The following is a 23,286-nucleotide window of genomic DNA, read 5'->3' as shown; positions in this document are numbered from 1 at the left end:
CGCGTTCGCCTGCTTCGTCTTCGACTGCGCTCGACCGACGGCTCTCCGACCATCAGGCGGCTTCGGCTGGTCGTGAACGGCGATGAAGCGGCCTTCAGGTTCGCGGTCGGACCGGTCTATCGGTGGCGGTTCCGCCGCTGGGCAAAGCGGCGGGAACTCATGGGGCTGGACTGATCCCTCACCTGGGCGGCGGCGCGGACCCCGTGACCGCCGGCGACTGGCGGACAGAGCGGCGGACGCAGGAAGCGCGGCCCGGCGCGGCCGTCCGGTGACCGGCGCCCACGCCGCACGCTCCGGGCGGCCTGGCGCGGGGCCGCGCAGCGGCCTGAGCACCGCCGCCCCTTGATAGGGGACTGCTCCGTCGTCACATCACGCCGTATCTCGGCAATGTGCCCATCGGCAAGATCGACACGGCGGCCGTGCGGGAGTGGCGGGCGACCCTGATCGGTGAGGGCGTCGGCGCGTCCGAGGTGGCCAAGGCGTACCGGCTGCTGCGGGCCGTGCTGATGACGGCGACCGACGACATGATCATTGCCCGCAATCCGTGCCGGATCAAAGGGGCCGGCGAAGAGAAGCCTGATGAGCGGCCGGTCCTCACCGTCGCTCAGGTCTTCAAGCTGGCCGGGATGGTCCCGGAGCACCTGCGCGCCCTCGTGCTCCTCGCGACGTTCGCAAGCCTCCGATGGGGTGAGGTCGTCGCGCTGCGCCGGATGGATCTCGACCTCAACGCCGGGACGGTCACCGTTCGGCAAGCTCAGGTCGAGTTGGACACGGGCGAACTGATCATCGGGCCGCCCAAGTCACGCGCGGGCCTGCGCACGGTGGCACTCCCCCAAGCGATCATCCCCGACCTGCGGCGGCATCTCGGCAACTTCACCGGCGCGGAGGATGATGCGCTGATCTTCACCGGTAAGCGTGGCGACGTCCTGCGGCGGGCCAACTTCCGGCGGGCGACCAAATGGACCGAGATCGTGACCAAGCTCGGCGTGCCCGACCTCCACTTTCACGACCTCCGGCACACGGGAAACTCCTTCGCGGCCGAGTCCGGCGCTACGCTCCGCGACCTCATGGAACGCATGGGCCATGACAGCGTGCGGGCCGCGCTGATCTACCAGCACCGGACGGCGGGCGGTAACCGGGCCATCGCCCAAGCCATGGACAACAAGATCAACAGCGGCAACCCGGATGACGACGACGGACCGGCCGGAACCCTCGCTCTCGTCGGCTAATGGCACGCTAATGGCACGAAGACCCTGTTCCCATGATCGGGAACAGGGTCTTCTGGCCGGTGGGCGCGGACGGTTTCGAACCGCCGACTCCTCGCTTGTAAGGCGAGTGCTCTACCCCTGAGCTACGCGCCCGCGTTGCCGGGAAAGCGTACCTGGTCGGTGGGGGGTATCGCGAAGCGGTCAGGAGGCGGGGGTGAGCTTGGTGAGGGCGGCGGCCAGGTGGTCGGTGGTGCTGCGCGTGGCCGGCGTGGGGAGGCCGCCGAAGATCTTGAGGGCGAAGCGCATGAGGGACGGGTGTGACAGGCCCTGGCGGGTGGCCAGGCGCATGATGCGGGGGTCGTCGATGGCGCGGGTGAAGGCGCGGCCGAGGGTGAAGGGGCGGCCGTTGGCGCGTTCGAGGGCGGACGGGTAGGCCCGGAGGGTTCGTTCGGGAGACGGCGATGAGAAGGCCGTGGTGATGACGTCGGCGGCTATGCGGGCGGCTTCGAGGGCGTACGCGATGCCCTCGCCGTTGGACGGGTTGATCATGCCTCCGGAGTCGCCGACGAGGAGGAGGCCGGGGAGGTAGTGGGGGCGGCGGCTGAAGCCCATGGGCAGGGCGGCGCCGCGGAGGGGGCCCGCGGCATTCTCCTCGGTGAAGCCCCAGGCGGCTGGGAGTGGGGCCAGCCAGCCGGAGAGGAGGCTGCGGTAGTCGGGGTGCTCTGTGCGCAGGAGGGCGACGCCTACGTTGCAGGTGCCGTCGCCCATGCCGAAGACCCAGCCGTAGCCGGCGGGGGCCAGGTCGAGCCAGGCCTCCAGGTACGGGTCGTCGTGGCGGGGGCTGTGGAAGTAGCGCCGGCCCGCGATGCCGATGGGGCGGTCGCGGGACGGGCGCAGGCCCAGGGCCACCGACAGGCGGGAGGAGGCTCCGTCCGCGGCTATGACCAGGCGGGCCTCGTGGGCGCCTTGGTCGGTGTCCACGCCGGTCACCCTGCCGTTCGCCCGGAGCGGGCCGGTGACCTTGGTGTTCTCCTGGAGCGCGGCTCCGGCGGAGGTGGCCTGGCGGGCCAGGATCTCGTCGAAGTCGGCTCGGGTGCGGGTGAGGCCTTGCCCCTCCGGCCAGTCGAGTTCGAGGCTGCGGCCGGAGCCGATGAGGCGGATGCCCCGGTTGGGGAACCAGCCCGGGGTGGTGAGGTCGATGCCGAGGGTCTGGAGTTCCTGGACGGCGCGTGGCGTGAGGCCGTCGCCGCAGATCTTCTCGCGGGGGAAGGACGTCTTCTCCAGGACGAGGACGTCCAGGCCGGACCGGGCGAGATGGCAGGCGACGGCGGATCCGGCGGGGCCGGCGCCGACAACGATGACGTCGCGCATCACAGATGACGATTGAACCAGTCGGCGGCCTGGGTGGTCACCTCTTCGAGGGCTCCGGGCTCCTCGAAGTGGCAGGTGGCGCCGGAGATGACGTGGACTTCCGAAATGTCGAGCACCGCGTTGGCCTTTTCGTTGAGGCGGAGGATCTCCGGGTCACCGCCGCCGACGATCAGCAGGACGGGGGCGTGGACGCGCGGCAGGGACGGGCCCGCCAGGTCGGGGCGGCCGCCTCGGGAGACGACCGCGCCGATCCGGGGGCGGGCGGCGGCCGCGGCCAGCGCCGCGGCGGCGCCGGTGCCGGTGCCGAGCAGGCCGATGGGGAGGCCGGCCGTGTGCGGGGCGGATTCGAGGCCCTCGGTCAGCTGGTCGATCGCGCCGATGAGGCGGAGCGTCAGGAGTTCGATGTCGGAGCGGAGGGCGGCGGTGACGCGGTCGAGCTGGTCCTCGTGCTCGGTGAGCAGGTCGATGAGCAGCGTCCCGATCCCGGCGGCGTTCAGGGCGTCCGCGACCTCGGGGTCGCGGGGGCCGTGCTGGGAGCCGCCGCCCCGCGCGAACAGGACGACGCCGTTCGCGCCGTCCGGTATCGCGAGGTCGCCGGGCAGGTCGGCGTCCTCCAGCTTCAGCGTGATCACGTGTTCGGCGGTTCCGCGCTGATGTCGGCGAGGGCCGACCGCTCGTCGCGCTGGACGGCGAGGTCGCCGATCGACACCATGCCGATCGGGCGGTCGCCGTCCACGACGGGGACGCGGCGGACGCTGTGCTCCCGCATCAGCCCGACGGCGACGCCGGCGTCGTCGCCCGGCGCCACGGTGATCATGTTGGTGCTGCAGATGTCGGCGACGGCCGTGCGGGACATGTCCTTCTGGAGGGCGACGGCGCGGACGACGATGTCGCGGTCGGTTACCAGGCCGCGGAGCCGCCCCTCGTGGACGACCAGGACGTCCCCTATGCCGTGCTGGCGCATGAGGTCCCCGACCTCGGCCAGCGACGTGTCCGGGGACACCGTCACGGGCGCCGGCGTCATCACTTCGTTCACCTTCTGGGCCATGAGCGAGCCTCCCCCCTCGGAGCCTCGCCTACCCAGCGACCGGAGGGATATGTCTAGGACGGCGAGTCGGGCCCGTCCTGCTCCGCGAGGAAGCGCTCGAACTGGGCGCCGAGTTCGTCGGCCGTGGGCATGTCCGCCGATTCGGCGAGGAGGTTGTCGCGTTCGGCGGCCCCGGCGAACGCGTCGTACTGCTGCTCCAGGGCCCGGACGACCTTCTCCACCTCGTCGTTACCGTCGACCTGCTCGGCGATGTCGGCGTCGGTGGCCTCGGCGGCCTCGCGGAGCCGCTCGACGGGCAGCACGAGCCCGGTGGCGTCGACGACGGCCTCCAGGGCCGCGACCGCGGCGGCCGGGTAGGCGGACTGGGCGAGGTAGTGCGGGACGTGGACGGCGAGCCCGACGGCGTCGTGGCCCGCCTCGCCGAGCCGCAGTTCGAGGAGGCCCGCGGCGCTGCCGGGGACCTGGACCTTGTCGAACCAGGAGTTCTTCGCGATCAGCTCCGGCCGGGTGGCGTGCGAGGTGATGCCGACGGGACGGGTGTGCGGGACGCCCATCGGGATGCCGTGGAAGCCGACGACCAGGCCGACGCCGAGCCGCTTGACCAGGTCCTGGACGGCCGTGGTGAAGCCCTCCCACAGGCGGTCGGGTTCGGGCCCGGACAGCATCAGGAACGGGCTGCCGGCGTCGTCGCGCAGCAGCCGGACGACCAGCTCGGGCGCCTCGTAGGAGGACCAGTGGTCGCGGTCGAAGGTCATCGGCGGGCGGCGCGCCCGGTAGTCGATCAGCGAGTCGACGTCGAAGCGGGCGATGACGCGGTGCTCCAATGCCTCCAGCAGGTGCTCGCGCACGAGCTGCCCGGTGGATCCGGCGTCCACGAAGCCGTCGAGGCTGTGCAGCAGCACCGGACCCGTCATTTCCGGCAGGTCGGCGTCAAGCTCGTACAGATCCTCAGGGTTAAGCAACTTCTCCCCCACCTCTACATGTCGTCGGAACAACATTAGGACATGCGGAGGCTCATCCCCGGTTCAGGCGTGACGCCGGTCACCGGAAGACGCGGCTGGCAAGGAAGTCTTCGGGGTGGAGGGTGGTGAGGTCTTCGCGGCCCACGTCGCCTTCCCGGGCCAGGAGGCGGTTGGCGTGGCGCAGGCGGGCGCGTTCGATGGCGTTGCGGACGGAGCGGGCGTTGGCGAAGCGGGGCTGCGCGCGGCGGCGGGTGAGGTAGTCGCGGAAGACGGGCTCGGCCTCGGGGGCCAGGCCGTAGCCCTCCCGGTCCATCATCAGGCGGCCGATCGCCTCCAGCTCGTCCGGTTCGTAGTCGGGGAAGTCGATGTGGTGGGCGATGCGGGAGCTCATGCCGGGGTTGGACGCGAAGAAGGAGTCCATGCGGTCCTTGTAGCCGGCGAGGACGACGACGAGGTCGTCGCGCTGGTTCTCCATGACCTGGAGGAGGATCTCGATGGCCTCCTGCCCGTAGTCGCGTTCGTTCTCGGCGCGGTACAGGTAGTACGCCTCGTCGATGAACAGGACGCCGCCCATGGCCCTCTTGAGGACCTCCTTGGTCTTGGGGGCGGTGTGGCCGACGTACTGGCCGACGAGGTCGTCGCGGGTGACGGACACCAGGTGGCCGCGGCGGATGTAGCCGAGGCGGTGCAGGAGTTCGGCGAGCCGCAGCGCGACGGACGTCTTGCCGGTGCCGGGGCTGCCGGTGAAGCACATGTGCAGGCTGGGGCGTCCCGAGTCGATGCCGAAGCGGGCGCGGACGCGGTCGACGAGCAGGAGCGCCGCGATCTCCCGGATGCGGGTCTTGACGGGGGCGAGGCCGACGAGTTCGCGGTCGAGGGCGTCCAGGACGTCGTCGACCTGGGAGTCGGCGCGTTCCTTGGCGAGGTCGACGCGGGCGCCGGGAGGGAGCGGCTCCCCGGTGGCGGGAGCTTGGGAAGAGTCCACCGGGGAGCCGTTCTGGCGCATCCCGAATCCGGGGCGTTCGCTCAACGTCCCGCCTCGTACCGGTCGCCTTCGGGACGGTCCAGCGCGTAGGGGTGCAGGGTGTAGCGGACGCGCCGGTCGGACGTCTCCGTGCGGTCGAGGCGGAAGCCGGGTTCCTCCGCCGGGCGCTGGACGATGAACTGCAGCGCGGTCGTCTGCCGTCCGTAGCTCGCGTCGTAGGCGTTCAGGCGGATGTAGTGGCCCGGGTACGCCCTGCGGCACTCGTTGATCTCGAACAGGACGCCGGCGGGGTCGGCGAGGTCGAACATCGGCAGGCCCCACATCTCCCAGTAGGAGTTGCGCGGGTGCGGGTCGTCGGTGAACTCGACCGAGCACGGCCAGCCCTGGTCCAGGGCGTAGGCGACCTGCTTGGTGATCTCCTCGTCGGTGAGATCGGGCAGGTAGGAGAACGTTCCTTGGGTGATCCGCATCAGATGCTCACAGGAGTTTCGACGACGTCGGGGGTGTCGGTGGATTCGTAGGTGAAGGTGATGTCGCCCCAGGTGGACAGGGCGACGTCCAGCTCGCGGCTGTTCTTGGCGGCGGCGCGCAGGATGTCGGGGCCCTCGGTGAGGTAGTCGCGGCCCTCGTTCCGCGCCTTGATCATCGCTTCGAGCGCGACGCGGTTGGCGGTGGCGCCGGCGGCGATGCCCATCGGGTGGCCGATCGTCCCGCCGCCGAACTGGAGGATGGAGTCCTCGCCGAGGTAGTGCAGGAGCTGGTGCATCTGGCCGGCGTGGATGCCGCCCGACGCGACCGGCAGCGTGCCCGGCATCGACGCCCATTCCTGGTCGAAGTACAGACCCTTCAGTGGGTCGGCCTCCACCTTGTCTAGGCGCAGGGTGTCGTAGTAGCCGCGGACGCTGTTCGGGTCGCCTTCCAGCTTGCCGACGACCGTCCCCGCGTGGATGTGGTCGACGCCGGCCAGCCGCATCCACTTGGCGATGACGCGGAAGTTGACGCCGTGGCTCTTCTGCCGCGTGTACGTGGAATGCCCCGCGCGGTGCAGGTGCAGGATGACGCCGTTGGCTCGGGCCCACTTGGCCATGGACTGGATCGCCGTGTAGCCGATGGTGAGGTCGATCATCACGATGACGCTGCCGAGTTCCTTGGCGAACTCGGCGCGCTCGTACATGTCCTCCATCGTCCCGGCGGTGACGTTGAGGTAGTGGCCCTTCACCTCGCCTGTCGTCGCCTGCGCCCTGTTCACGCCCTCCATGCAGTACAGGAAGCGGTCGCGCCAGCGCATGAACGGCTGGGAGTTGATGTTCTCGTCGTCCTTGGTGAAGTCCAGGCCGCCTCGGAGCGCCTCGTATACGACACGGCCGTAGTTGCGCGCCGACAGCCCGAGCTTCGGTTTCACGGTCGCGCCCAGCAGCGGACGGCCGAACTTGCCGAGGTACTCGCGTTCCATGACGATGCCGTGCGCCGGCCCTTGGAACGTCTTCACGTAGTGGGTGGGGATCCGCATGTCCTCAAGGCGCAGCGCCTTGAGCGCCTTGAAGCCGAAGACGTTCCCGATGATGGACGACGTCAGGTTCGCGATCGACCCCTCCTCGAACAGGTCGAGGTCGTAGGCGATGTAGGCGATGAACTGGTTGTCATGTCCTGGGACGGGCTCCACCTTGTAGCACTTCGCCTGGTAGTTCTCGTAGGACGTGAGCCGGTCCGTCCACACGACCGTCCAGGTCGCGGTGGACGACTCGCCCGCGACGGCCGCGCCGGCCTCCTCCGGCGGGACGCCCTGCTGCGGCGTGATCCGGAAGGCGGCGAGGATGTCGCTGTCCTTCGGCTGGTAGTCCGGGCGCCAGTAGCCCATCTCCGCGTAGGGGATCACGCCCGCCGACCATCTGCCCGAGCTCATCGCCGCTCTCCTTCAGCCTGAAGCCTGGATGGCGGGGCGCGGCGCCTCGCCCGGTGGAGGACGGCATGTCCCAGGGGATCGGGGTGAGGCGCCGCGTCCCGGCCACGTGGAACCGTGGACGGGTCGAGCTTGGCTCCCCGATACTTGCGATGTCCATCAAGTGTTCTACGGTGAAGATCAAGCATTCACTTGAACGAGGAGGTCGGCGTGTCCGGGGAGCGGGCATGACCGAGGCGCGGCTGCGGACGTTCGTCGCCCTCGCCGACACCGGCTCGGTGCGGTCGGCGGCGCGGCGGCTGTACGTGACCGAGTCGGCGGTGTCGGCCGCGGTCGCGGCGCTGACCCGCGATCTCGGCGTGCCGCTCGTCGGGAGGGAGGGGCGCGGGCTGCGGCTGACCGCCGCCGGGGCCGTCTACGCCGGGTACGCGCGGCAGGTGCTCGGGCTGCTGGAGGAGGGCCGGGCGGCGGCGCGCGGAGCGGCCGATCCGGGGCGCGGGCCGCTGCGGCTGGCGGCGGTGACAACGGCCGCCGACCAGATCCTGCCGGAGCTGCTCGCCTCGTTCCGGGCGCGCCGGCCCGGCGTCGAGCTGGCCCTGGAGGTGGGGCCGCGCCGCCAGGTGTGGAGCAGCCTCGCCGCGCACGAGGCCGACCTCGTGCTGGCCGGCCGGCCGCCCGCCGAGGTCGCGGCGACCGTGCTGGCGCGGCGTCCGAACGAGCTGGTCGTCGTGGGCGCCCCGGACCTCGCGGCCGGGTTCGCGCTGGCCGCCACGCCCTGGGTGATGCGCGAGCCCGGCTCGGGGACCCGGGCGAGCGCGGACGCCTACCTGGCCGAGCGGGACGTGACGCCGCCCCGGCTCGTCCTCGGCTCGAACGGCGCGGTGATCGCGGGCGCGGCGGCCGGGCTGGGGGTGGCGCTGGTGTCGCGGGACGCCGTCGGCGCCGAGCTGGACGCGGGCCGCCTCGTCCTCGTCGGCGCCCCCGGGATGCCGCTCGACCGGCCGTGGCACGCGGTCGCCGGCGCCGCGCCGACGGCGACGACGATGCTGTTCGTCCGCCACCTGCTGGACGCCCCGGGCTGGCGGCCCGCGAACCCCGGGTCCGGGCCCCCCGGGGCGGCTAGGGGATGCTCCACAGCGACACCGACAGCAGGCCCAGGCTGACGGCGATCAGGACCATCGCAGCGTTTCTCCCACCATCGCCGCCGGGGACGGTCTCGCCGCGGGTGACCAGGACCAGGAAGCCGGCGAAGAAGCCCACGGCGACGACGTCCATCGCCACGGCGAGCCCGGTCACGTCTTCCTCCCGATCATCTGATCAACCCTAGACGAGTGCGGTCGCTCACATCCCCGTCCCGGCGTGCATGAGAGGAGGCCAACACGACAGAATCAGGTTCGGGACCGTGAGAGGGGCTTCGATGACCGACCGCAAGTACGACATCGTCCTGTTCGGCGCCACCGGCTTCACCGGGGCCCTGACCGCCGAGTACCTGGCCGAGCACGCCGGCTCCGGGACGCGCTGGGCCCTCGCCGGGCGCAACCGGGCCAAGCTGGCGGCCGTGCGCGACCGGCTGGCGGAGCTGGACCCGGCGTGCGCCGACCTGCCGCTGCTGCATGCCGATACCGAGGACGCCGCCTCCATCGAGGACGTCGCGGACTCCGCGCGGGTCGTCATCACCACGGTCGGCCCCTACGTCAAGTACGGCGAGCCCCTCGTGGCGGCGTGCGCGCGCGCCGGTACCGATTACGTCGATCTCACCGGCGAACCGACATTCGTCGACCAGATGTATGTGAAGTACCACGAGGAGGCCGTGCGCAGCGGTGCGCGGATCGTGCACGCCTGCGGGTTCGACTCGATCCCCCACGACCTCGGCGCCTACTTCACGGTGAAGCAGCTTCCGGAGGGCGTCCCGCTGCACGTCGAAGGCTTCGTGCGCGCCCGCGCGGACGCGTCCGGCGGCACGCTGCACTCGGCGATCGGCATCTTCGGCGACCCCGCCGGCATGATGCGCGCCGAACGCGAGCGCCGCCGGGTCGAGGACCGGCCCGCCGGGCGCCGGGTGCGCCTCTCGCGGCGCCCGGCTCCGAAGGCGCGGATCGGGGGCGGCTGGACGCTGCCGATGCCCACCATCGACCCGCAGATCGTCGTCCGTTCGGCGGCGGCACTCGACCGTTACGGCCCGGACTTCTCCTACGGCCACTACGTCGCCGTCAAGCGGCTGGCGACCGCGGCCGGGATGGCGGCGGGCTCCGGCGCCCTGCTCGGCCTGTCCGCGCTCCCGCCCACGCGCAGCCTGCTGCTGCGGCTCCGCGCACCGGGCGACGGCCCGTCGGAGCAGGACCGCGCCCGGAACTGGTTCAGCGTGAAGTTCGTCGGCGCGGGCGGCGGGGAGCGCGTCGTCACCGAGGTCGCGGGCGGCGACCCCGGCTACGGCGAGACCGCCAAGATGCTCGGCGAGTCGGCGCTGTGCCTGGCCCACGACGACCTCCCGGAGACCGCCGGGCAGGTCACGACCGCGGCCGCGATGGGCGACGCGCTGATCGAACGGCTGCGCAAGGCGGGGATCGTCTTCCGGGTCCTCAAGACGGGCTGACCGCCCCCCGGTGGCGCCCGGGGATGGGGATGACCGCCTCGACGGTCGTCCCGGCGCCGGGCCTGCTCGTCACCGAGACGCGCCCGCCGAGCAGCTCGGCGCGTTCCCGCATGCCGCGCAGCCCGTAGGAGTCGGGCCGTGCCGGCGCACCGGGGCCGCCCTGCGCGAACCGGCCGCCCCGCGCCAGCACGTCCCGCACCGGGAACCCGGTCCCGTCGTCGGTGACCTTCACCCTGACGCGGTCGTGGAAGTGCTCCAGCAGCAGGTCGACGCAGGACGCGGACGCGTGCCGCAGGCAGTTGCCGACCGCCTCCTGCGCGATCCGGTACAGCGCGGTCTGCACGTGGTCGGGCAGCGCGTCCTCCAGCTCGCCCTCGACGGTGACCGTCACGTCGAGCGGGCCGGACGGTCCGGGGCCGTCCCCGGCCTCGCGGGCGAGGGTGGCCAGGGCCGCGGACAGGCCAAGGTCGTCCAGGACGGGCGGCCGCAGCCCCCCGATCGCGGCGCGGGTCTCGGCCGCCGCCAGCTCGCACAGCCGGCGCGCCATCATGATCTGCGCCAGCCCCTCGGGATGGTGCTCGGGCAGCGCCCGCTCGGCCGCCGACAGGTGGAACCCCAGGCTGGCGAGCCGCTGCGCGATGCCGTCGTGGATCTCCCGGCTCAGCCTCGACCGCTCTGCCTCCTGCGCCTGCACCGCCCGCTCCGCGAACCGCTCGGCGGCGTGCTCGCGCTCGCGCGCGGTGCGCAGCCGGCGGCACGAGCACAGCACGGGCGCGAACAGCCCGGCGAGCGCGGTGACGAGGGCGAGGTCCTCGGGCGGCGCCGGACCGGCGGACCGGACGTCCATCACCGCGATCACGGTGCCCTCGCTGTGCACGGGGATCGCGGCGCCGCGCCCGTCCGCGTGCGGGCGCGCCCGGCCGTGGGCCGCGACCCGGCCGACCTCGCCCTCTCCCAGCGGGACCGGCGGCCCCGACCATTCCAGGACGCGACCGTCCTCCGCCAGGACGTAGACGTCGCAGAACGTCAGCGCCCGCGCCGACCGGACGACCAGCCCGGCCAGCTCCTCGGCCATCCGTGGAAGCTCGCGGTCGGAGCAGGCCACGGTCACGATGCGGACGAGCAGGTCGGTTCCGCGCCCGGCGAGCAGCTCCAGCGGGGCCGTCACCGGAACAGCCCCTCGCGCAGCGCGACCGCGATCGCCGCCGACCGGTCGGTCACCTCCAGCTTGCGGTAGAGCGCGCGCAGGTGGCTCTTGACCGTCTCCTCGCTCAGCACGAGCCGCGCCGCGATCGCCTTGTTGGACAGGCCGCCCACCAGCAGCGACAGCACCTCGCTCTCGCGCTGCGTGAGCCCCCGGTTGGCGCCCGGCCAGAACTCGCCGCGGGTGAGCCGCGCGGCGGTGACCGCCATCCGGCCCGCGAGCGTCGGGTCCACGACGGTCTCGCCCTGCGCGACCTCCTCCAGGCGCCGGACGAGCTCCGGGCCGTCCACGCGCTTGAGCAGGTACCCGCCCGCGCCTGCCCGCAGCGCCTCGAAGACGTACTGCTCGTCGTCGTACACCGACAGGAACACCACCCGCGCCTCCGGGACCCGCCCGGTGAGCAGGCGGCACAGGTCGAGGCCGCTCTCCGCGCCGAGCCGCACGTCCAGCAGGACGACGTCCGGGCGCAGCGTGGTCACCAGCCGGGCCGCCTCGTCTCCCGTCCCCGCCTGCCCCACGACGCGCACGCGCCTGGAGAACCCGGCCAGCATCGCCTGCAGTCCGGCGAGGATCATCTCGTGGTCGTCGACGAGGACGACACGTACGGGGACACCCATTCCGGCACGATAACAACCAGAAGCTACTCACCAGTAGCCCTTCGTGGCAGCAGGTGCGGGGGCAGGCGCGGAGGGGGCCTCCGGCTTTTCACCCCCGTACTCCCCTGATTGGGGGACGAACCGGCCGCCGCATCGCCCTACTCTCCTATGCGAAAACTGAATTCCGCAGAACGGAGGAGCAGAAGGTGCCCCATCGGATCGTGCATATGCTCCGGGCGCGCGGGTCGGGCCGCCGCCCCGTCATGCTCGCCATCGCGGGGGACAGCGCGGCGGGCAAGACCACACTCACCAGGGGGCTTGTACGGTGCCTCGGGGCCGACCGGATGACGGCGGTCTGCGTGGACGACTACCACCGCTACGACCGCGCCGAACGGGCCGGCAAGCCGTTCACGGCACTGCACCCCGACTGCAACCACGTCGACATCATGGAGCAGCACCTGCAACTGCTGTCGATGGGCGAGCCGATCCTGAAGCCCGTCTACGACCACTCCACCGGCGAACTCGTCCGCCCCGAACTGGTCGAACCCCGCGACTTCGTGATCGTCGAGGGCCTGCTCCCCCTGCACACCCGGATGGCGCGCGCCTGCTTCGACATCACCGTCTACCTCGACCCGCCGGAGCCGCTGCGCCACTCGTGGAAGGTCCGCCGCGACTGCGACAAGCGCGGCTACACCCCCGAGCAGGTCATGGCGGAACTGGAGCGCCGCGAACCCGAGAGCGCCGCCTACATCCGCCCCCAGCGCAAGCACGCCGACATCGTCGTCCGCTTCGCGCCCGTCGCCGGCCGCCTCGACCCGCCCGGCACGCCGCTGTCCGCCGAACTGCTGCTCCGCCCGACGATCGACCACCCCGAACTGGCCGACGTCCTGGACAGCGGCTCCGGCGACACCGGCTCCGGGTCCGGCTCAACCGAGACGGCGATGCACCTGCGCCTCCACCGCGACACCGACGGCCGCCCCGTCGACGCCCTGCACGTCCACGGATACGTCTCCCCCGAGGAGTCACAGGTCGTCAAGAAGGCCATCCTGGAACGCCTCGGCCCCCGCGCCGGCACGGCCATCCCCGACCCCGGCGTCCTCGGCCACCTCGGCGACACCGGCACCAGCGACCCCCTGGCCATCACCCAGCTCCTCCTGCTCTACCACCTGCTGGACGCCGACCACCGTCAAGCCGCCTGACTCCGCGGGTGCGCGGGGAGGCCCCGGGGCCCTTGGACCTGTGACTCCGGGCCGCGCGCACGCGGCAGCCGGGAGGGCGCCCCTGCGGGCGCGAGGGCGCCCTCCCGGCCATCTACCCGACTCGGCCGTTCACAGCTCGTGCCAGGGAATCTCGGGACGGTCGGGGGCGACCACGGCGAGCGACTGGCCGCCGCGGATCATCTCGTCCGGATCGGGCGTCAGGCGGAAGCGGGCATCGGGACGATGTGACTCGCCGACGGCCAGGAGGGTGTTGCCCCGGCGCAGGAGGAAGGTCGCCACGTCCATGCGGGACCACTCGCCCGCGTCGTCGGGGACGTTCACGCGGTAGAGCGCGCCGTCCGTGTCCAGGGTGCTGGCGAGGTTGTGGTAGATCGAGGCGATCCCCGGGTTGCGGATCGCGGCCGCGACCACGGCGGAATCGTCGATGTCGACCGGCTCGATGTTCGGGCCGATCAGCCGCAGCGCCTCGGTGATCTCCGCACGGGTGTTGCCCTCGTGCACCCCGGCCAGGAGGTGGACGGGCGGATCGCCGTTCCGCCGCAGGTAGGCCTCCACGCCCAGCATCACCCGGACGGTCTCGTCGTCGGTGTGGCCGACGACCACGACGGTCCTCGCGGCGTGCAGGCACGCCCGGTCGTAGGCGGTCTCGTCGTAGGCGACGACGTCGTACACGCCGGGATCGGGGTTCTCGCCCGTCAGCTCCCCCGGCCAGAAGATCGCGACGACGTCCGTCTTGGCGAACGCCGGGTCGGCGCGGATCTGACCGACGATGGCCCGCAGGCCGCCGCGGTGGTAGCCGACCATCACGATGTGCCCGCGCCTGTGCAGCTGCGCCTGGCCGTTGGCCCTCATGACCCGTCCCCTCCCCATCCAGAGCGTCAGCTCGGCGAACATCACGAGCCCCGCGGTGAGCCCCGACACGATGATGATCACACCGCCGATCCGCCCGCCGACCGTGGCCGGGGCCAGATCGCCGTAGCCGGTGGTGGTGCCGCTCACGAGGAAGTACCAGATGTACTCGTCCGGCCGCTTGATGTCGGCACCGGGCTCCTCGAACACCACCATGAGCAGCCAGCCCGTCAGGAAGGCCACGAGAAGCACGAGCGCGGGAACGCGCCAGGACCGCCCGGTGATCTGGGTGACCAGGCGTATCAGCACGATCGGCATCCGCGCAGGGCCCCAGGAGACGAATCGCGGCGTCAAGTACCGAAGCCCATGGTCAGCGCGGGTGCCGGACGCTCAGTGGGCAGGTCCTCTCTTGAGGACGCGGGTGAGGGCCGCGGCGACCTCCTCGGACAGGTCGCCCTCGGACGAGGAGACCGCCGGCGGAGCGCCGGAATGCACCAGGTCGCCGGGGGCGGCCTCCCGGGTGTGCCCGCAGTCGCGGCACTCGACCTCGCCGAGCCGGCACACAAGGGCGGCCGTGCCGCAGCCCGCGCAGCGGTCGAGATCGTCCGCCCAGTCGTGAGCGGTCTGGCAGCCGGGACAGATCAGCACCTGGCGGTCCGCCCGGACCCCGCGCCTCCACGGGCTCGCGCCCCGCACAGGGTCGGTCTGCCGCGCCCCGCAGCGAAAGCAGGGCATCACACCTCCAGAAGGTGCGGGGACCGGATCCGGCCACACGGCCGGAACCGGTCCGGTTCGCTCAGAGCCCGGCGAGCGCCTTGCGGTACTCGTCGATGTCGCGTGCGTCCGGGATCGCGTTGACGACCTTCCAGCGGACCACGCCCTCGGTGTCGATGATGAAGGTGCCGCGCACGGCGAGCCCCTTGTCCTCGTCGAACACGCCGTAACGCTGTGCCGTCCCGCCGTGCGGCCAGAAGTCCGACAGCAGCGGGAACTGGTACTTCTCCTGCTCGGCCCAGGCGCGCAGCGCGAACATCGAGTCGACCGAGACCGCGAGGACCTGCACGTCGTCGCCGCCCAGCGTGGGCAGCTCGTCCCGGATCTGGCACAGCTCCCCGGTGCAGACGCCGCTGAACGCCAGCGGATAGAACACCAGGACGACGCTCTTGTCGCCACGGAAGTCCGACAGCTTCACCGGTGTGCCGTGCTGGTCCTTCAGCTCGAAGTCCGGTGCGCCGTCGCCTACCTCAACCGCCAAAGCCTCTCCCGCGATTCAGCCCCGCCCCAGGCGGGGTCATGCCCCGTCCCCCACGGGCGTGGGGGACGGGGCCAGTCTGCCACCCCGTGCCGCCCGCGGACGGGCGCCGGGGCTACTTGCGGACCTTGGGCGCGACCAGCCGCGTTCCCGACCACTCCTTGGCAGCGCTGACGCTGCTGGTCTGCGACAGTCCGGCCGTCTGCGCGGCCTCGCCGATGTCGCTCGGCTCCACATGCCCGTCGCGGCCCGCCTTCGGCGTCAGCAGCCAGATGTTGCCGCCGCCGGTGAGCGGGATCATCGCGTCGGTCAGGCCCTCGAACAGGTCGCCGTCCTCCTCGCGCCACCACAGCAGCACGACGTCGACCACGTCCTCGTAGTCCTCGTCGACCAGCTCGTTCCCCGTGACGGCCTCGACGGATGCGCGGAGCTCCTCGTCGACGTCGTCGTCGTAGCCGATCTCCTGCACCACCTGGCCCGCCTTCAGGCCGAGCCGTTCGGCCAGGCTGCGCTCAGACTGCGCCTGACCCGCGGTCGCGCTCACGAAAGTCCTCCCATTGTCGTCAGTCCGCACGGTGCCGTGCTCATCTCGTTTCGCCCCCCTCGGCGGGTGGCCCGCCCGCACCTGTGCGGTGTTTGCGGGACAGTTCACACAAGTGAGGGCCCCTAGCGCAAGTGTCTTCCCGGCTTTTGGTGGGCTCATTGGCCCGATTACGGAGATCGGCGTAACAAGACCTCCACCGAGCGTGACAGCCCGCCGTCATCTTTGCGCCTTGCGGGGGGACGGCCCCCGCACCCTCCGACTCGCTCATCCTTTGAGAAAAGACAACCGGATCTGGCGGTCGGGGTTGTCGACGTTGAGGTCGACCAGGGCCACGGACTGCCACGTCCCCAGCGCCAGCCGTCCGCCGACGACCGGGAGGGTCGCGAACGGAGGGACGAGCGCGGGCATCACGTGCGACCGCCCGTGGCCCGGCGACCCGTGCGCGTGCCGCCAGCGGTCGTCCGCCGGCAGCAGGTCGCCGAGGGCCGCCAGCAGGTCGTCGTCGCTGCCGGCCCCCAGTTCGATGATCGCCACGCCGGCGGTGGCGTGCGGGACGAAGACGTGCAGCAGCCCGTCGCCGCCCGCCGACGCGGCGAACCTCTCGCATTCGGCCGTGATGTCGTGCACGGCGTCGCGTGTGCCGGTCGCCACCCGGACCACGGTGCTCTCCATGATCTCGGGCATACCCCTTCCGCGGCCCCGGACGCCTCCGCGGCCGCACGGATCTTCCGCTCCGGGAACGGCACCGGGCCACGGCCGGTGCGGTGCCCGGCCCGGCTAACGGGACAGCTGCTCCCTGGGCTCGACGACCGCGTCCGGCCCCGGGTACACCAGGGTCTCGTGGCCGTCGTCGAAGCGGACCAGGAACGGCGGGCCGCCGTCCCGGCCCCGCACCTCGATGATCTCGCCCTGCCGGTCGGCCTGCCCCACGATGTTGCCGTGGACAAGCAGCCGGTCTCCGACACGCCCGTTCATGGCTCCTCCGATCTCGTCGGGAAAATCGGCTCTCCCAGGGTGCGTACCCCGGTTGACCGGGGAGAATGGTTACCGGTTGGTAGAGATGCGTTAGCCGTCGTAAACGGCGACGATGGATCTCGAGACGAGCGACAACAGTCTGCCGGGGACCGGTGGCCACCCGCGCGGCGGGAACCCGGTCTCACCCGCAAAGACGTAAGGACAGAGGGGACCCCGTGGCTTCCGGACGTCAACGCTTTTCGATCATCAGCGACGGCCTGCCGAGCCAGCTGCCGGACATCAACCCGGACGAAACCCGGGAATGGCTGGAGTCACTGGACACGGTCATCAAGACAGAAGGCCGCGGCCGGGCGCGCTACGTGATGCTCCGGCTCCTGGAGAGGGCCCGCGAGCTGCAGGTCGGTGTGCCCAGCCTGCGCAGCACCGACTTCATCAACACCATTCCGCCGGAGTCCGAGCCCTGGTTCCCCGGCGACGAGCACGTGGAGCGGCGCATCCGCGCCTACATCCGCTGGAACGCCGCGATCATGGTGTCGCGCGCGAACCGCCCAGAGATCGGCGTCGGCGGCCACATCGCCACCTACGCCTCCGCCGCCTCGCTGTACGAGATCGGCTTCAACCACTTCTTCCGCGGCAAGGACCACGGCGAGTCCGGCGACCAGGTCTTCATCCAGGGGCACGCCTCACCCGGCATCTACGCCCGCGCCTACCTGGAAGGACGCCTGCCCGAGGACAAGCTCGACGGGTTCCGCCAGGAGCACTCGCACCCGGGCGGCGGGCTGTCGTCCTACCCGCACCCGCGGCTCATGCCGGACTTCTGGGAGTTCCCCACGGTGTCCATGGGCCTCACCGGGATCAACTCGGTGTACCAGGCCCGGTTCAACCGCTACCTGTACAACCGGAAGATCAAGGACACGTCCCGCTCGCACGTGTGGGCGTTCCTCGGCGACGGCGAGATGGCCGAGCCCGAGTCGCTCGGCGCGATCGGCCTGGCCGCCCGCGAGGAGCTCGACAACCTGACCTTCGTCGTCAACTGCAACCTCCAGCAGCTGGACGGCCCGGTCCGCGGCAACGGCAAGATCATCCAGGAGCTGGAGTCGTTCTTCCGCGGCGCCGGCTGGAACGTCATCAAGGTCATCTGGGGCCGCGACTGGGACCCGCTGCTCGCGCAGGACGTCGACGGCGTGCTGGTCAACCAGATGAACACCACGCCCGACGGGCAGTTCCAGACGTTCACCGTCGAGTCCGGCGAGTACATCCGGGAGAAGTTCTTCGGCGCCGACCCGAGGCTGCGCAGGATCGTCCAGCACCTCGAGGACGACGAGCTGCGCAAGCTGTCGCGCGGCGGGCACGACTACCGCAAGGTGTACGCGGCGTTCAAGTCGGCCCGCGAGCACGTCGGGCAGCCGACCGTGATCCTCGCGCACACCATCAAGGGCTGGACGCTCGGCTCCGACTTCGAGGCCCGCAACGCCACCCACCAGATGAAGAAGCTCACCAAGGCCGAGCTGAAGGAGTTCCGGGACCGCCTCTACCTGGACATCCCGGACTCGGCGCTGGAGGCGCCGCTGCCGCCCTACTACCACCCGGGCGAGGACTCCGACGAGATCCAGTACATGCGCGAGCGCCGCGCCGCCCTCGGCGGGTTCCTGCCGAAACGGGTCGTGCGCGCCAAGCCGCTCAAGCTGCCCGGCGACCCCGTCTACAGCGAGCTGAAGAAGGGCTCCGGCAAGCAGAACGTCGCGACGACCATGGCGTTCGTCCGGCTGCTCAAGGACCTGATCAAGGACGAGAACATCGGCGCCCGGTTCGTACCGATCGCCCCGGACGAGTACCGCACGTTCGGCATGGACTCGCTGTTCCCCACGTCCAAGATCTACTCGCCGCACGGGCAGACCTACGACGCGGTCGACCGCAAGCTGCTGCTGTCGTACAAGGAGTCCGACAGCGGCCAGATGCTGCACGAGGGCATCAGCGAGGCCGGGTCGATGGCGTCCACGATCGCCGCGGGCACCACGTACGCCACGCACGGCGAGCACATGATCCCGGTGTACATCTTCTACTCGATGTTCGGGTTCCAGCGGACCGGCGACCAGATGTGGTCGCTCGCCGACCAGATGGGCCGCGGGTTCCTGCTCGGCGCCACCGCCGGCCGCACCACTCTCACCGGTGAGGGCCTCCAGCACGCCGACGGCCACTCCCCGCTGCTCGCCGCGTCGAACCCCGCCTGCGTGCACTACGACCCGACGTGGTCGTTCGAGCTGGCCCACATCGTCAAGGACGCGCTGCGCCGCATGTACGGCACGTCCGACGAGTACCCGTCCGGCGAGAACGTCTTCTACTACCTCACGGTCTACAACGAGCCGTACCAGCAGCCCGCCGAGCCCGACGGCGTCGACGTCGACGGCCTCCTGAAGGGCCTGTACCGGTACAAGACCGCCCCGGAGGTCACGCCGGGGAACGGCGAGGTGCCGCGGGCGCAGATCCTGGCGTCCGGTGTCGGCGGCCGGTGGGCCCTGGAGGCGCAGCGGCTCCTCGCCGAGGACTGGGGCGTCGCCGCGGACGTGTGGTCGGCGACCTCGTGGAACGAGCTGGCCCGCGAGGCCCGCGAGTGCGACGAGCAGAACCTGCTGAACCCCGACGCCGAGCAGCGCGTCCCGTACGTCACCCGGACGCTCGACAACGTCGCCGGGCCGATCGTCGCCGTGACGGACTTCGCCCGTGCCGTCCCCGACCAGATCGCCCCGTGGGTGCACGCGGACTTCACCTCGCTCGGCACCGACGGCTTCGGCTTCTCCGACACCCGCGCCGCCGCCCGCCGGTTCTTCCACGTGGACGCCGCGTCGCTCGTGCTCGCGGTCCTGACCCGGCTCGCCCGGCACGGCGAGGTCAAGCCGGAGACGCTCCAGCAGGCGATCCACCGCTACCGCCTGGACGCCGAGGTCAGCGAGGTCTTCGCCAACGGTGTCGGCAGCGCCGAGAGCAACACCGGCGGCGACGGCTGACGGCCGTCCGACCGTGACCCCGTGATTGCGGAGGTGTAGGCCGCAATCACCCGGTTCCCGGCATGACGAATGGGGCCCCGAGATTCGCTCGGGGCCCCATTCGCGTTCCGGTCGGCCCTCGCGTTCCGGTCGGCTTCCCGGTCCGGGGTCAGGACGCCGGGGGCTTGAAGACGCCGAAGCGGTTGCCGGCGGGGTCGTCCAGGTAGGCGAACTTGAGGCCGTCGCCCGTCGTCACGGTGGGCAGGGCGACCTTGCCGCCGCGCTTCTCCGTCTCGGCGCACACCGCGTCGACGTCCCCGACCAGAACCATGAACATCGCATGGTTGCCGGACGCGTCGGGCTCGTGCGAGACACCGCCCGCGGGGACGTCGGAACCCGGGTAGCTGACGAGGTCGTAGCCGTCGCCGTCCGGGTCGAACCGCCAGCCGAAGAGATCGCCGTAGAAGCGGCGGGCCTCCTCCGGCGCGTCGGTGCCGACCTGGAACCACGCGACGGTGTTGAACGCGGGGATTGTCATGGCCTCTCCTCTGCTTCTCAACTGGTAGGAGGGCCAGCATGGGAGGGGTCCGCGACAGCCCTGTGTCGGGATTTGCAAGGTTTCTCAGACGAATTCGAGCGGCCTGGCGACGTAGTCGGCCGGGGCGGCGGCCAGGTCGTCGAAGTCGCGTTCCGGGGCGGGTTCGTCCAGCAGCGCGGCGCGGCGGACGCGGTCGATGCGGAAGACGCGGGCCTCGCCGCGCAGGCGGCACCACCCGAGCAGGTACCAGCGGAGCGACAGGGCGGTGAACCCGACGGGTTCGACGTCGCGTTCGGTCTCGCTGCCACTCGCGTCGACGTAGCCGAGCCGCACGACGCGGCGCGCGGACATCGCCTCCTCCAGGACGGCGGGCACCGAGGCGGGCTCGGCCGCGTCGGGAGGCGTCAGGATGCGGACGCGTTCGGCCAGTTCGCGGGCCGAGTCGCCGTCGGCTCCCGACATCGCGGCGACGATCTTGTGGAGGGCGGTGCGGGCGGACCGGGAGTACGGCGCGCCGCCCGCCCGCGCGAGGGTGATGGCGACGGCGACGGCCTCGGCGGGGGTGAAGTTCAGCGGCGGCAGCGTGCGGCTCTTGTCGAGGGTGTAGCCGCCGCCCCGGCCGACGTCCGCGAAGATCGGCACGCCGCCCTGCTGGAGGGCGCCGATGTCGCGCTCGATCGTCCGGACGCTCACCTCGTACCGCGCGGCCAGCTCGCGCGCGCTGACGCGGCGCGGCGCGCAGGCCCGCAGTTCCTCCACCAGGGCGTACAGACGATCGGTGCGGTTCACCCGGTGACCGTATGCCGCACCTCCGACATTCCGCCGGTCAGAGGCCGCGGAGGAAGCCGAGCATGGCCTCGTTCACCTCGGCCGGGCGCTCCTGCTGCGTCCAGTGGCCGCAATCGGACAGCCAGACGGTGTCGCGGAGGTTCGGCACGAAGTCGGTCATGGAGTCGATCACCTGGCGGGAGCCGACCGAGACGATGTCGCGGTCGCCGGCGATGAACAGCGCGGGCGGGCCGATCGGGGCGCGGTGCCAGGCGGCGGTCAGCTCCCAGTTCCGGTCGAGGTTGCGGTACCAGTTGAGCGGGCCGGTGAAGCCGCTCTCGGCGTACTCCTCGACGTAGACGGCGATGTCCTCGTCGGTGATCCAGGCGGGCAGTTTCTCCGGCTCCGGGAAGTCGTCGAGGAACCCGCTCCCTTCGGCGGCGACCGGGCCCGGCGCGGCGCCGCCGCCGGACATCGCGCCCAGCACGCGGCGGAAGGTGTCTGCCCGGTCGCGGTCGAGCTCGGCCTCCGGGACGTCCCGCTCCTGGAAGCGGACCATGTAGAAGCCCTCGCCGAACAGGCGGCGCATGGACGCGACGGGCGGCTTGCTGCTGCGCGGGCGGTGCGGGACCGACATGGCGATGACCCCGCGCACCTTGTCCGGGCGCATCTGCGCGGTGGCCCAGGCGACCGGGGCGCCCCAGTCGTGCCCGGCGACGACGGCGCGGTCCGCGCCGAGGGCGTCGATGAGCCCGACGGCGTCCCCGACCAGGTGCAGGATCGAGTACCGGCCGACCTCCGCCGGGCCGCCCGTCCGGGCGTAGCCGCGCTGGTCGGGGGCGACGGCGTGGTAGCCCGCCTCGGCGAGCGCGGTGAGCTGGTGGCGCCAGGAGTACCAGCACTCCGGGAAACCGTGCAGGAGCAGGACCAGCGGCCCCTCGCCGGCCTCGGCGACGTGCATGCGCAGACCGCTGTCCGACTGGACGAAACGATGCGTGATCTCGGTCATCGGTACCGTTCCTCATCAGTGATCAGGAGTGAGTCTTGTACCCATATCCTGGTACTGCGCGCGTCCCGAACGGTGCTGGATGCGCTGGTTCCCCACGTTCTGGCTTCTCCGGCGGCTACGTGCATCGTGTGCACGCTCCGCGGCGGATGGCGGGGTTCCTCACGTCCTCGGGCACCGCAATCAGCCTGGACGGTCCGATGCCCACGACGATCACTCTGGTCGTCATGGGGCGGTGCCGTCCGTCGCCGGATCGGGTGTCCGAGGGCGCGTCTGCCGATCGCCACCGAGGCGGCGTCATGGCGGGTCATCTGACGTTTGCTGCTGGTGAGAGGCGTGCGCCAGTGCTGGTCCCCCCACCGCGAGGTATAGGCCGGATCGACCGCAACGATACTCAAGCCCACCTCGGCGGCCATCGACACCAGCCGCGCCTTGAGCCTTCCGGTCGGCATACCGGAGATGAGCTGCCGGAACCGTTTCCGGCGGCCGTGCTTCTCTCGGGTCTTCTCTCTGGCGAAGTCCAGGTCCTCGATCGCGATAGCGGCCACGCCGCACCTCCGGGCCCAGTGCAGTAGCCCGGTGATGGCGTGCCGGACCTGCGCGTCCCGGTGCCCGGCGCTCCCGGACAAGTCGTACCCGAACCGCATGGGGTCACCGATAGGGTTGCCGTGGACGTCGAGGCGGTAGGCGGCGAAGTGGTCGGCGTTGGTGTCGACGCCGATCATGCCGTGGGCGCGGGCGGTCTCCAGCGGGACCGCAGGGATGGCGGGGCGTTGCCAGGACGCAGTGAGGTACCAGCGGCCCCGGCCGATGTCGAGGTGGATGCGGTAGGCCACCGCCCGGTCGACCTCGAGCCGGTCGGCCCACTCGGTGCCCCGGTGCGCGAACGCGACGCGACAGGTCAGGACGTAGCGGCCGTGCGGCGCGTTGGCCAGATGCGCCAGCGGCGCGGGCAACTTGATCGACACTTCACCTTCGGGGGTGACGCGGATGGTCTCGTTGCCGTACCGCTTACCGCTCTCCCCGTCGGCCTGGCAGAACCACCGCCCCGCCTCCCACCGGGCCCGCCACTGCTCCTCGGACAGCCCGGCGGCCTCCAGGTGATGGCGGTTGTTCAGCAGGCGCCTGCCGCCGCGCACCACCCGCACCCGCCCTGCGTCCCAATCGGCCTGCACACGAGCGAGGCGATCCTTGAGGACGTGCAGGCGACGGGACTTGGCGAACCACTCCCGCCTCGACCGATACCCACCCGCCGCCCGCCGGGTCCCCTTCTGACCGACCAG

Annotated in this window: 25 protein-coding genes and 1 tRNA gene; 5 read left to right on the top strand and 21 right to left on the bottom strand. The window is 71.5% G+C overall.

Going from position 1 to position 23,286, the window contains the following annotated elements; all coding sequences use genetic code 11:
* Positions 1-389 precede the first annotated feature (389 nt).
* Positions 390-1,229, top strand: coding sequence for a site-specific integrase (locus E1285_RS18320; protein WP_207946647.1), 840 nt, complete (start codon positions 390-392; stop codon positions 1,227-1,229).
* Positions 1,230-1,289: 60 nt separating this feature from the next.
* Here E1285_RS18320 and E1285_RS18315 read toward each other — a convergent pair.
* The 8 genes from E1285_RS18315 to E1285_RS18280 form a co-directional block, all read right to left on the bottom strand.
* Positions 1,290-1,361: transfer RNA gene (locus tag E1285_RS18315), tRNA-Val, on the bottom strand.
* Positions 1,362-1,409: 48 nt separating this feature from the next.
* Positions 1,410-2,579 carry a geranylgeranyl reductase family protein gene (locus tag E1285_RS18310; protein WP_132153608.1) on the bottom strand — a complete coding sequence of 390 codons (1,170 nt, stop codon included), beginning with the start codon at positions 2,577-2,579 and terminating at the stop codon, positions 1,410-1,412.
* Positions 2,579-3,211 carry a dienelactone hydrolase family protein gene (locus E1285_RS18305; protein ID WP_132153606.1) on the bottom strand — a complete coding sequence of 211 codons (633 nt, stop codon included), beginning with the start codon at positions 3,209-3,211 and terminating at the stop codon, positions 2,579-2,581. The genes E1285_RS18310 and E1285_RS18305 overlap by 1 nt, the downstream gene beginning before the upstream one ends.
* Positions 3,208-3,627, bottom strand: a complete 420-nt coding sequence (locus tag E1285_RS18300; protein WP_132153604.1) for a CBS domain-containing protein — start codon at positions 3,625-3,627, stop codon at positions 3,208-3,210. Before E1285_RS18300 ends, E1285_RS18305 begins: the two co-directional genes overlap by 4 nt.
* Positions 3,628-3,680: 53 nt before the next feature.
* On the bottom strand, positions 3,681-4,589 hold the full coding sequence (locus E1285_RS18295) for a PAC2 family protein (RefSeq protein WP_207946646.1): 909 nt from the start codon (positions 4,587-4,589) through the stop codon (positions 3,681-3,683).
* A gap of 79 nt (positions 4,590-4,668) precedes the next feature.
* A complete protein-coding gene (gene cbbX / locus E1285_RS18290; protein WP_243722876.1) occupies positions 4,669-5,619 on the bottom strand; it encodes a CbbX protein in 951 nt (316 codons plus the stop codon).
* The gene (locus tag E1285_RS18285; protein ID WP_132153600.1) at positions 5,616-6,044 is read right to left on the bottom strand and encodes a ribulose bisphosphate carboxylase small subunit; all 429 of its coding nucleotides are present in this window, start codon (positions 6,042-6,044) and stop codon (positions 5,616-5,618) included. Before E1285_RS18285 ends, cbbX begins: the two co-directional genes overlap by 4 nt.
* A complete protein-coding gene (locus E1285_RS18280; RefSeq protein ID WP_132153598.1) occupies positions 6,044-7,477 on the bottom strand; it encodes a form I ribulose bisphosphate carboxylase large subunit in 1,434 nt (477 codons plus the stop codon). The genes E1285_RS18285 and E1285_RS18280 overlap by 1 nt, the downstream gene beginning before the upstream one ends.
* Before the next feature lie 224 nt (positions 7,478-7,701).
* On the opposite strand from E1285_RS18280, the gene E1285_RS18275 reads away from it, so the two are divergent.
* A complete protein-coding gene (locus E1285_RS18275; protein WP_132153596.1) occupies positions 7,702-8,637 on the top strand; it encodes a LysR family transcriptional regulator in 936 nt (311 codons plus the stop codon).
* Here the strand turns inward: E1285_RS18275 and E1285_RS45660 are convergent.
* On the bottom strand, positions 8,594-8,770 hold the full coding sequence (locus E1285_RS45660) for a hypothetical protein (protein ID WP_165966662.1): 177 nt from the start codon (positions 8,768-8,770) through the stop codon (positions 8,594-8,596). The genes E1285_RS18275 and E1285_RS45660 overlap by 44 nt on opposite strands.
* Positions 8,771-8,891: 121 nt before the next feature.
* Between E1285_RS45660 and E1285_RS18270 the strand changes: the two genes are divergently transcribed.
* Positions 8,892-10,067, top strand: a complete 1,176-nt coding sequence (locus E1285_RS18270; protein WP_132153594.1) for a saccharopine dehydrogenase NADP-binding domain-containing protein — start codon at positions 8,892-8,894, stop codon at positions 10,065-10,067.
* On the opposite strand, the gene E1285_RS18265 is transcribed toward E1285_RS18270, so the two are convergent.
* Entirely contained in the window at positions 10,054-11,235 is a 1,182-nt protein-coding gene (locus E1285_RS18265; protein WP_132153592.1) for a GAF domain-containing sensor histidine kinase, read from the bottom strand. The genes E1285_RS18270 and E1285_RS18265 overlap by 14 nt on opposite strands.
* Positions 11,232-11,888: a response regulator transcription factor gene (locus tag E1285_RS18260; RefSeq protein WP_132153590.1), complete on the bottom strand. Its 657-nt coding sequence runs from the start codon at positions 11,886-11,888 to the stop codon at positions 11,232-11,234. Before E1285_RS18260 ends, E1285_RS18265 begins: the two co-directional genes overlap by 4 nt.
* Before the next feature lie 185 nt (positions 11,889-12,073).
* Between E1285_RS18260 and E1285_RS18255 the strand changes: the two genes are divergently transcribed.
* The gene (locus tag E1285_RS18255) at positions 12,074-13,066 is read left to right on the top strand and encodes a phosphoribulokinase (RefSeq protein WP_243722875.1); all 993 of its coding nucleotides are present in this window, start codon (positions 12,074-12,076) and stop codon (positions 13,064-13,066) included.
* A 129-nt stretch (positions 13,067-13,195) separates the two neighbouring features.
* On the opposite strand, the gene E1285_RS18250 is transcribed toward E1285_RS18255, so the two are convergent.
* From E1285_RS18250 to E1285_RS18225, 6 genes are all read right to left on the bottom strand, one after another.
* On the bottom strand, positions 13,196-14,254 hold the full coding sequence (locus E1285_RS18250) for an ion channel (protein ID WP_132153588.1): 1,059 nt from the start codon (positions 14,252-14,254) through the stop codon (positions 13,196-13,198).
* 72 nt (positions 14,255-14,326) lie between these two features.
* Positions 14,327-14,671, bottom strand: a complete 345-nt coding sequence (locus E1285_RS18245; RefSeq protein WP_132153586.1) for a hypothetical protein — start codon at positions 14,669-14,671, stop codon at positions 14,327-14,329.
* A 61-nt stretch (positions 14,672-14,732) separates the two neighbouring features.
* A complete protein-coding gene (locus E1285_RS18240; RefSeq protein WP_132153584.1) occupies positions 14,733-15,191 on the bottom strand; it encodes a peroxiredoxin in 459 nt (152 codons plus the stop codon).
* Between the two features lie 112 nt (positions 15,192-15,303).
* Positions 15,304-15,732, bottom strand: coding sequence for a DUF3052 domain-containing protein (locus E1285_RS18235; protein ID WP_132153582.1), 429 nt, complete (start codon positions 15,730-15,732; stop codon positions 15,304-15,306).
* 264 nt (positions 15,733-15,996) lie between these two features.
* Positions 15,997-16,404, bottom strand: a complete 408-nt coding sequence (locus E1285_RS18230; RefSeq protein WP_132153580.1) for a YjbQ family protein — start codon at positions 16,402-16,404, stop codon at positions 15,997-15,999.
* A gap of 105 nt (positions 16,405-16,509) precedes the next feature.
* Positions 16,510-16,707 carry a DUF1918 domain-containing protein gene (locus E1285_RS18225; RefSeq protein ID WP_132153578.1) on the bottom strand — a complete coding sequence of 66 codons (198 nt, stop codon included), beginning with the start codon at positions 16,705-16,707 and terminating at the stop codon, positions 16,510-16,512.
* A 215-nt stretch (positions 16,708-16,922) separates the two neighbouring features.
* Between E1285_RS18225 and aceE the strand changes: the two genes are divergently transcribed.
* Positions 16,923-19,712, top strand: a complete 2,790-nt coding sequence (gene aceE, locus E1285_RS18220; RefSeq protein WP_132153576.1) for a pyruvate dehydrogenase (acetyl-transferring), homodimeric type — start codon at positions 16,923-16,925, stop codon at positions 19,710-19,712.
* A gap of 148 nt (positions 19,713-19,860) precedes the next feature.
* Here the strand turns inward: aceE and E1285_RS18215 are convergent, their stop codons facing one another.
* The 4 genes from E1285_RS18215 to E1285_RS18200 all read right to left on the bottom strand — a co-directional run.
* Positions 19,861-20,229, bottom strand: coding sequence for a VOC family protein (locus E1285_RS18215; RefSeq protein ID WP_207946645.1), 369 nt, complete (start codon positions 20,227-20,229; stop codon positions 19,861-19,863).
* Positions 20,230-20,313: 84 nt separating this feature from the next.
* Positions 20,314-21,018, bottom strand: a complete 705-nt coding sequence (locus E1285_RS18210) for a YafY family protein (protein WP_132153574.1) — start codon at positions 21,016-21,018, stop codon at positions 20,314-20,316.
* A gap of 37 nt (positions 21,019-21,055) precedes the next feature.
* A complete protein-coding gene (locus E1285_RS18205) occupies positions 21,056-22,006 on the bottom strand; it encodes an alpha/beta hydrolase (RefSeq protein ID WP_132153572.1) in 951 nt (316 codons plus the stop codon).
* A partial coding sequence (locus E1285_RS18200) for an IS200/IS605 family element transposase accessory protein TnpB (protein ID WP_132153570.1) occupies positions 22,003-23,286 on the bottom strand: 1,284 nt, incomplete at its 5' end. The genes E1285_RS18200 and E1285_RS18205, both read right to left, overlap by 4 nt.

This window comes from Actinomadura sp. 7K507 (genome assembly GCF_004348425.1).
In the GTDB taxonomy this organism is placed as follows: domain Bacteria; phylum Actinomycetota; class Actinomycetes; order Streptosporangiales; family Streptosporangiaceae; genus Spirillospora.
This window is presented reverse-complemented; position numbering and strand designations above follow the sequence as displayed.

Excerpts from the sequence above, each read along its gene's own strand:
- E1285_RS18300 (WP_132153604.1), bottom strand. The coding sequence starts at position 3,627 with ATGGCCCAGAAGGTGAACGAAGTGATGACGCCGGCGCCCGTGACGGTG.
- E1285_RS18275 (WP_132153596.1), top strand. The coding sequence starts at position 7,702 with ATGACCGAGGCGCGGCTGCGGACGTTCGTCGCCCTCGCCGACACCGGC.
- E1285_RS18260 (WP_132153590.1), bottom strand. The coding sequence starts at position 11,888 with ATGGGTGTCCCCGTACGTGTCGTCCTCGTCGACGACCACGAGATGATC.
- E1285_RS18205 (WP_132153572.1), bottom strand. The coding sequence starts at position 22,006 with ATGACCGAGATCACGCATCGTTTCGTCCAGTCGGACAGCGGTCTGCGC.
- E1285_RS18250 (WP_132153588.1), bottom strand. The coding sequence starts at position 14,254 with ATGCCGATCGTGCTGATACGCCTGGTCACCCAGATCACCGGGCGGTCC.
- E1285_RS18230 (WP_132153580.1), bottom strand. The coding sequence starts at position 16,404 with ATGGAGAGCACCGTGGTCCGGGTGGCGACCGGCACACGCGACGCCGTG.
- E1285_RS18285 (WP_132153600.1), bottom strand. The coding sequence starts at position 6,044 with ATGCGGATCACCCAAGGAACGTTCTCCTACCTGCCCGATCTCACCGAC.
- E1285_RS18310 (WP_132153608.1), bottom strand. The coding sequence starts at position 2,579 with ATGCGCGACGTCATCGTTGTCGGCGCCGGCCCCGCCGGATCCGCCGTC.
- E1285_RS18280 (WP_132153598.1), bottom strand. The coding sequence starts at position 7,477 with ATGAGCTCGGGCAGATGGTCGGCGGGCGTGATCCCCTACGCGGAGATG.
- E1285_RS18270 (WP_132153594.1), top strand. The coding sequence starts at position 8,892 with ATGACCGACCGCAAGTACGACATCGTCCTGTTCGGCGCCACCGGCTTC.
- E1285_RS18225 (WP_132153578.1), bottom strand. The coding sequence starts at position 16,707 with ATGAACGGGCGTGTCGGAGACCGGCTGCTTGTCCACGGCAACATCGTG.
- E1285_RS18245 (WP_132153586.1), bottom strand. The coding sequence starts at position 14,671 with ATGCCCTGCTTTCGCTGCGGGGCGCGGCAGACCGACCCTGTGCGGGGC.
- E1285_RS18215 (WP_207946645.1), bottom strand. The coding sequence starts at position 20,229 with ATGACAATCCCCGCGTTCAACACCGTCGCGTGGTTCCAGGTCGGCACC.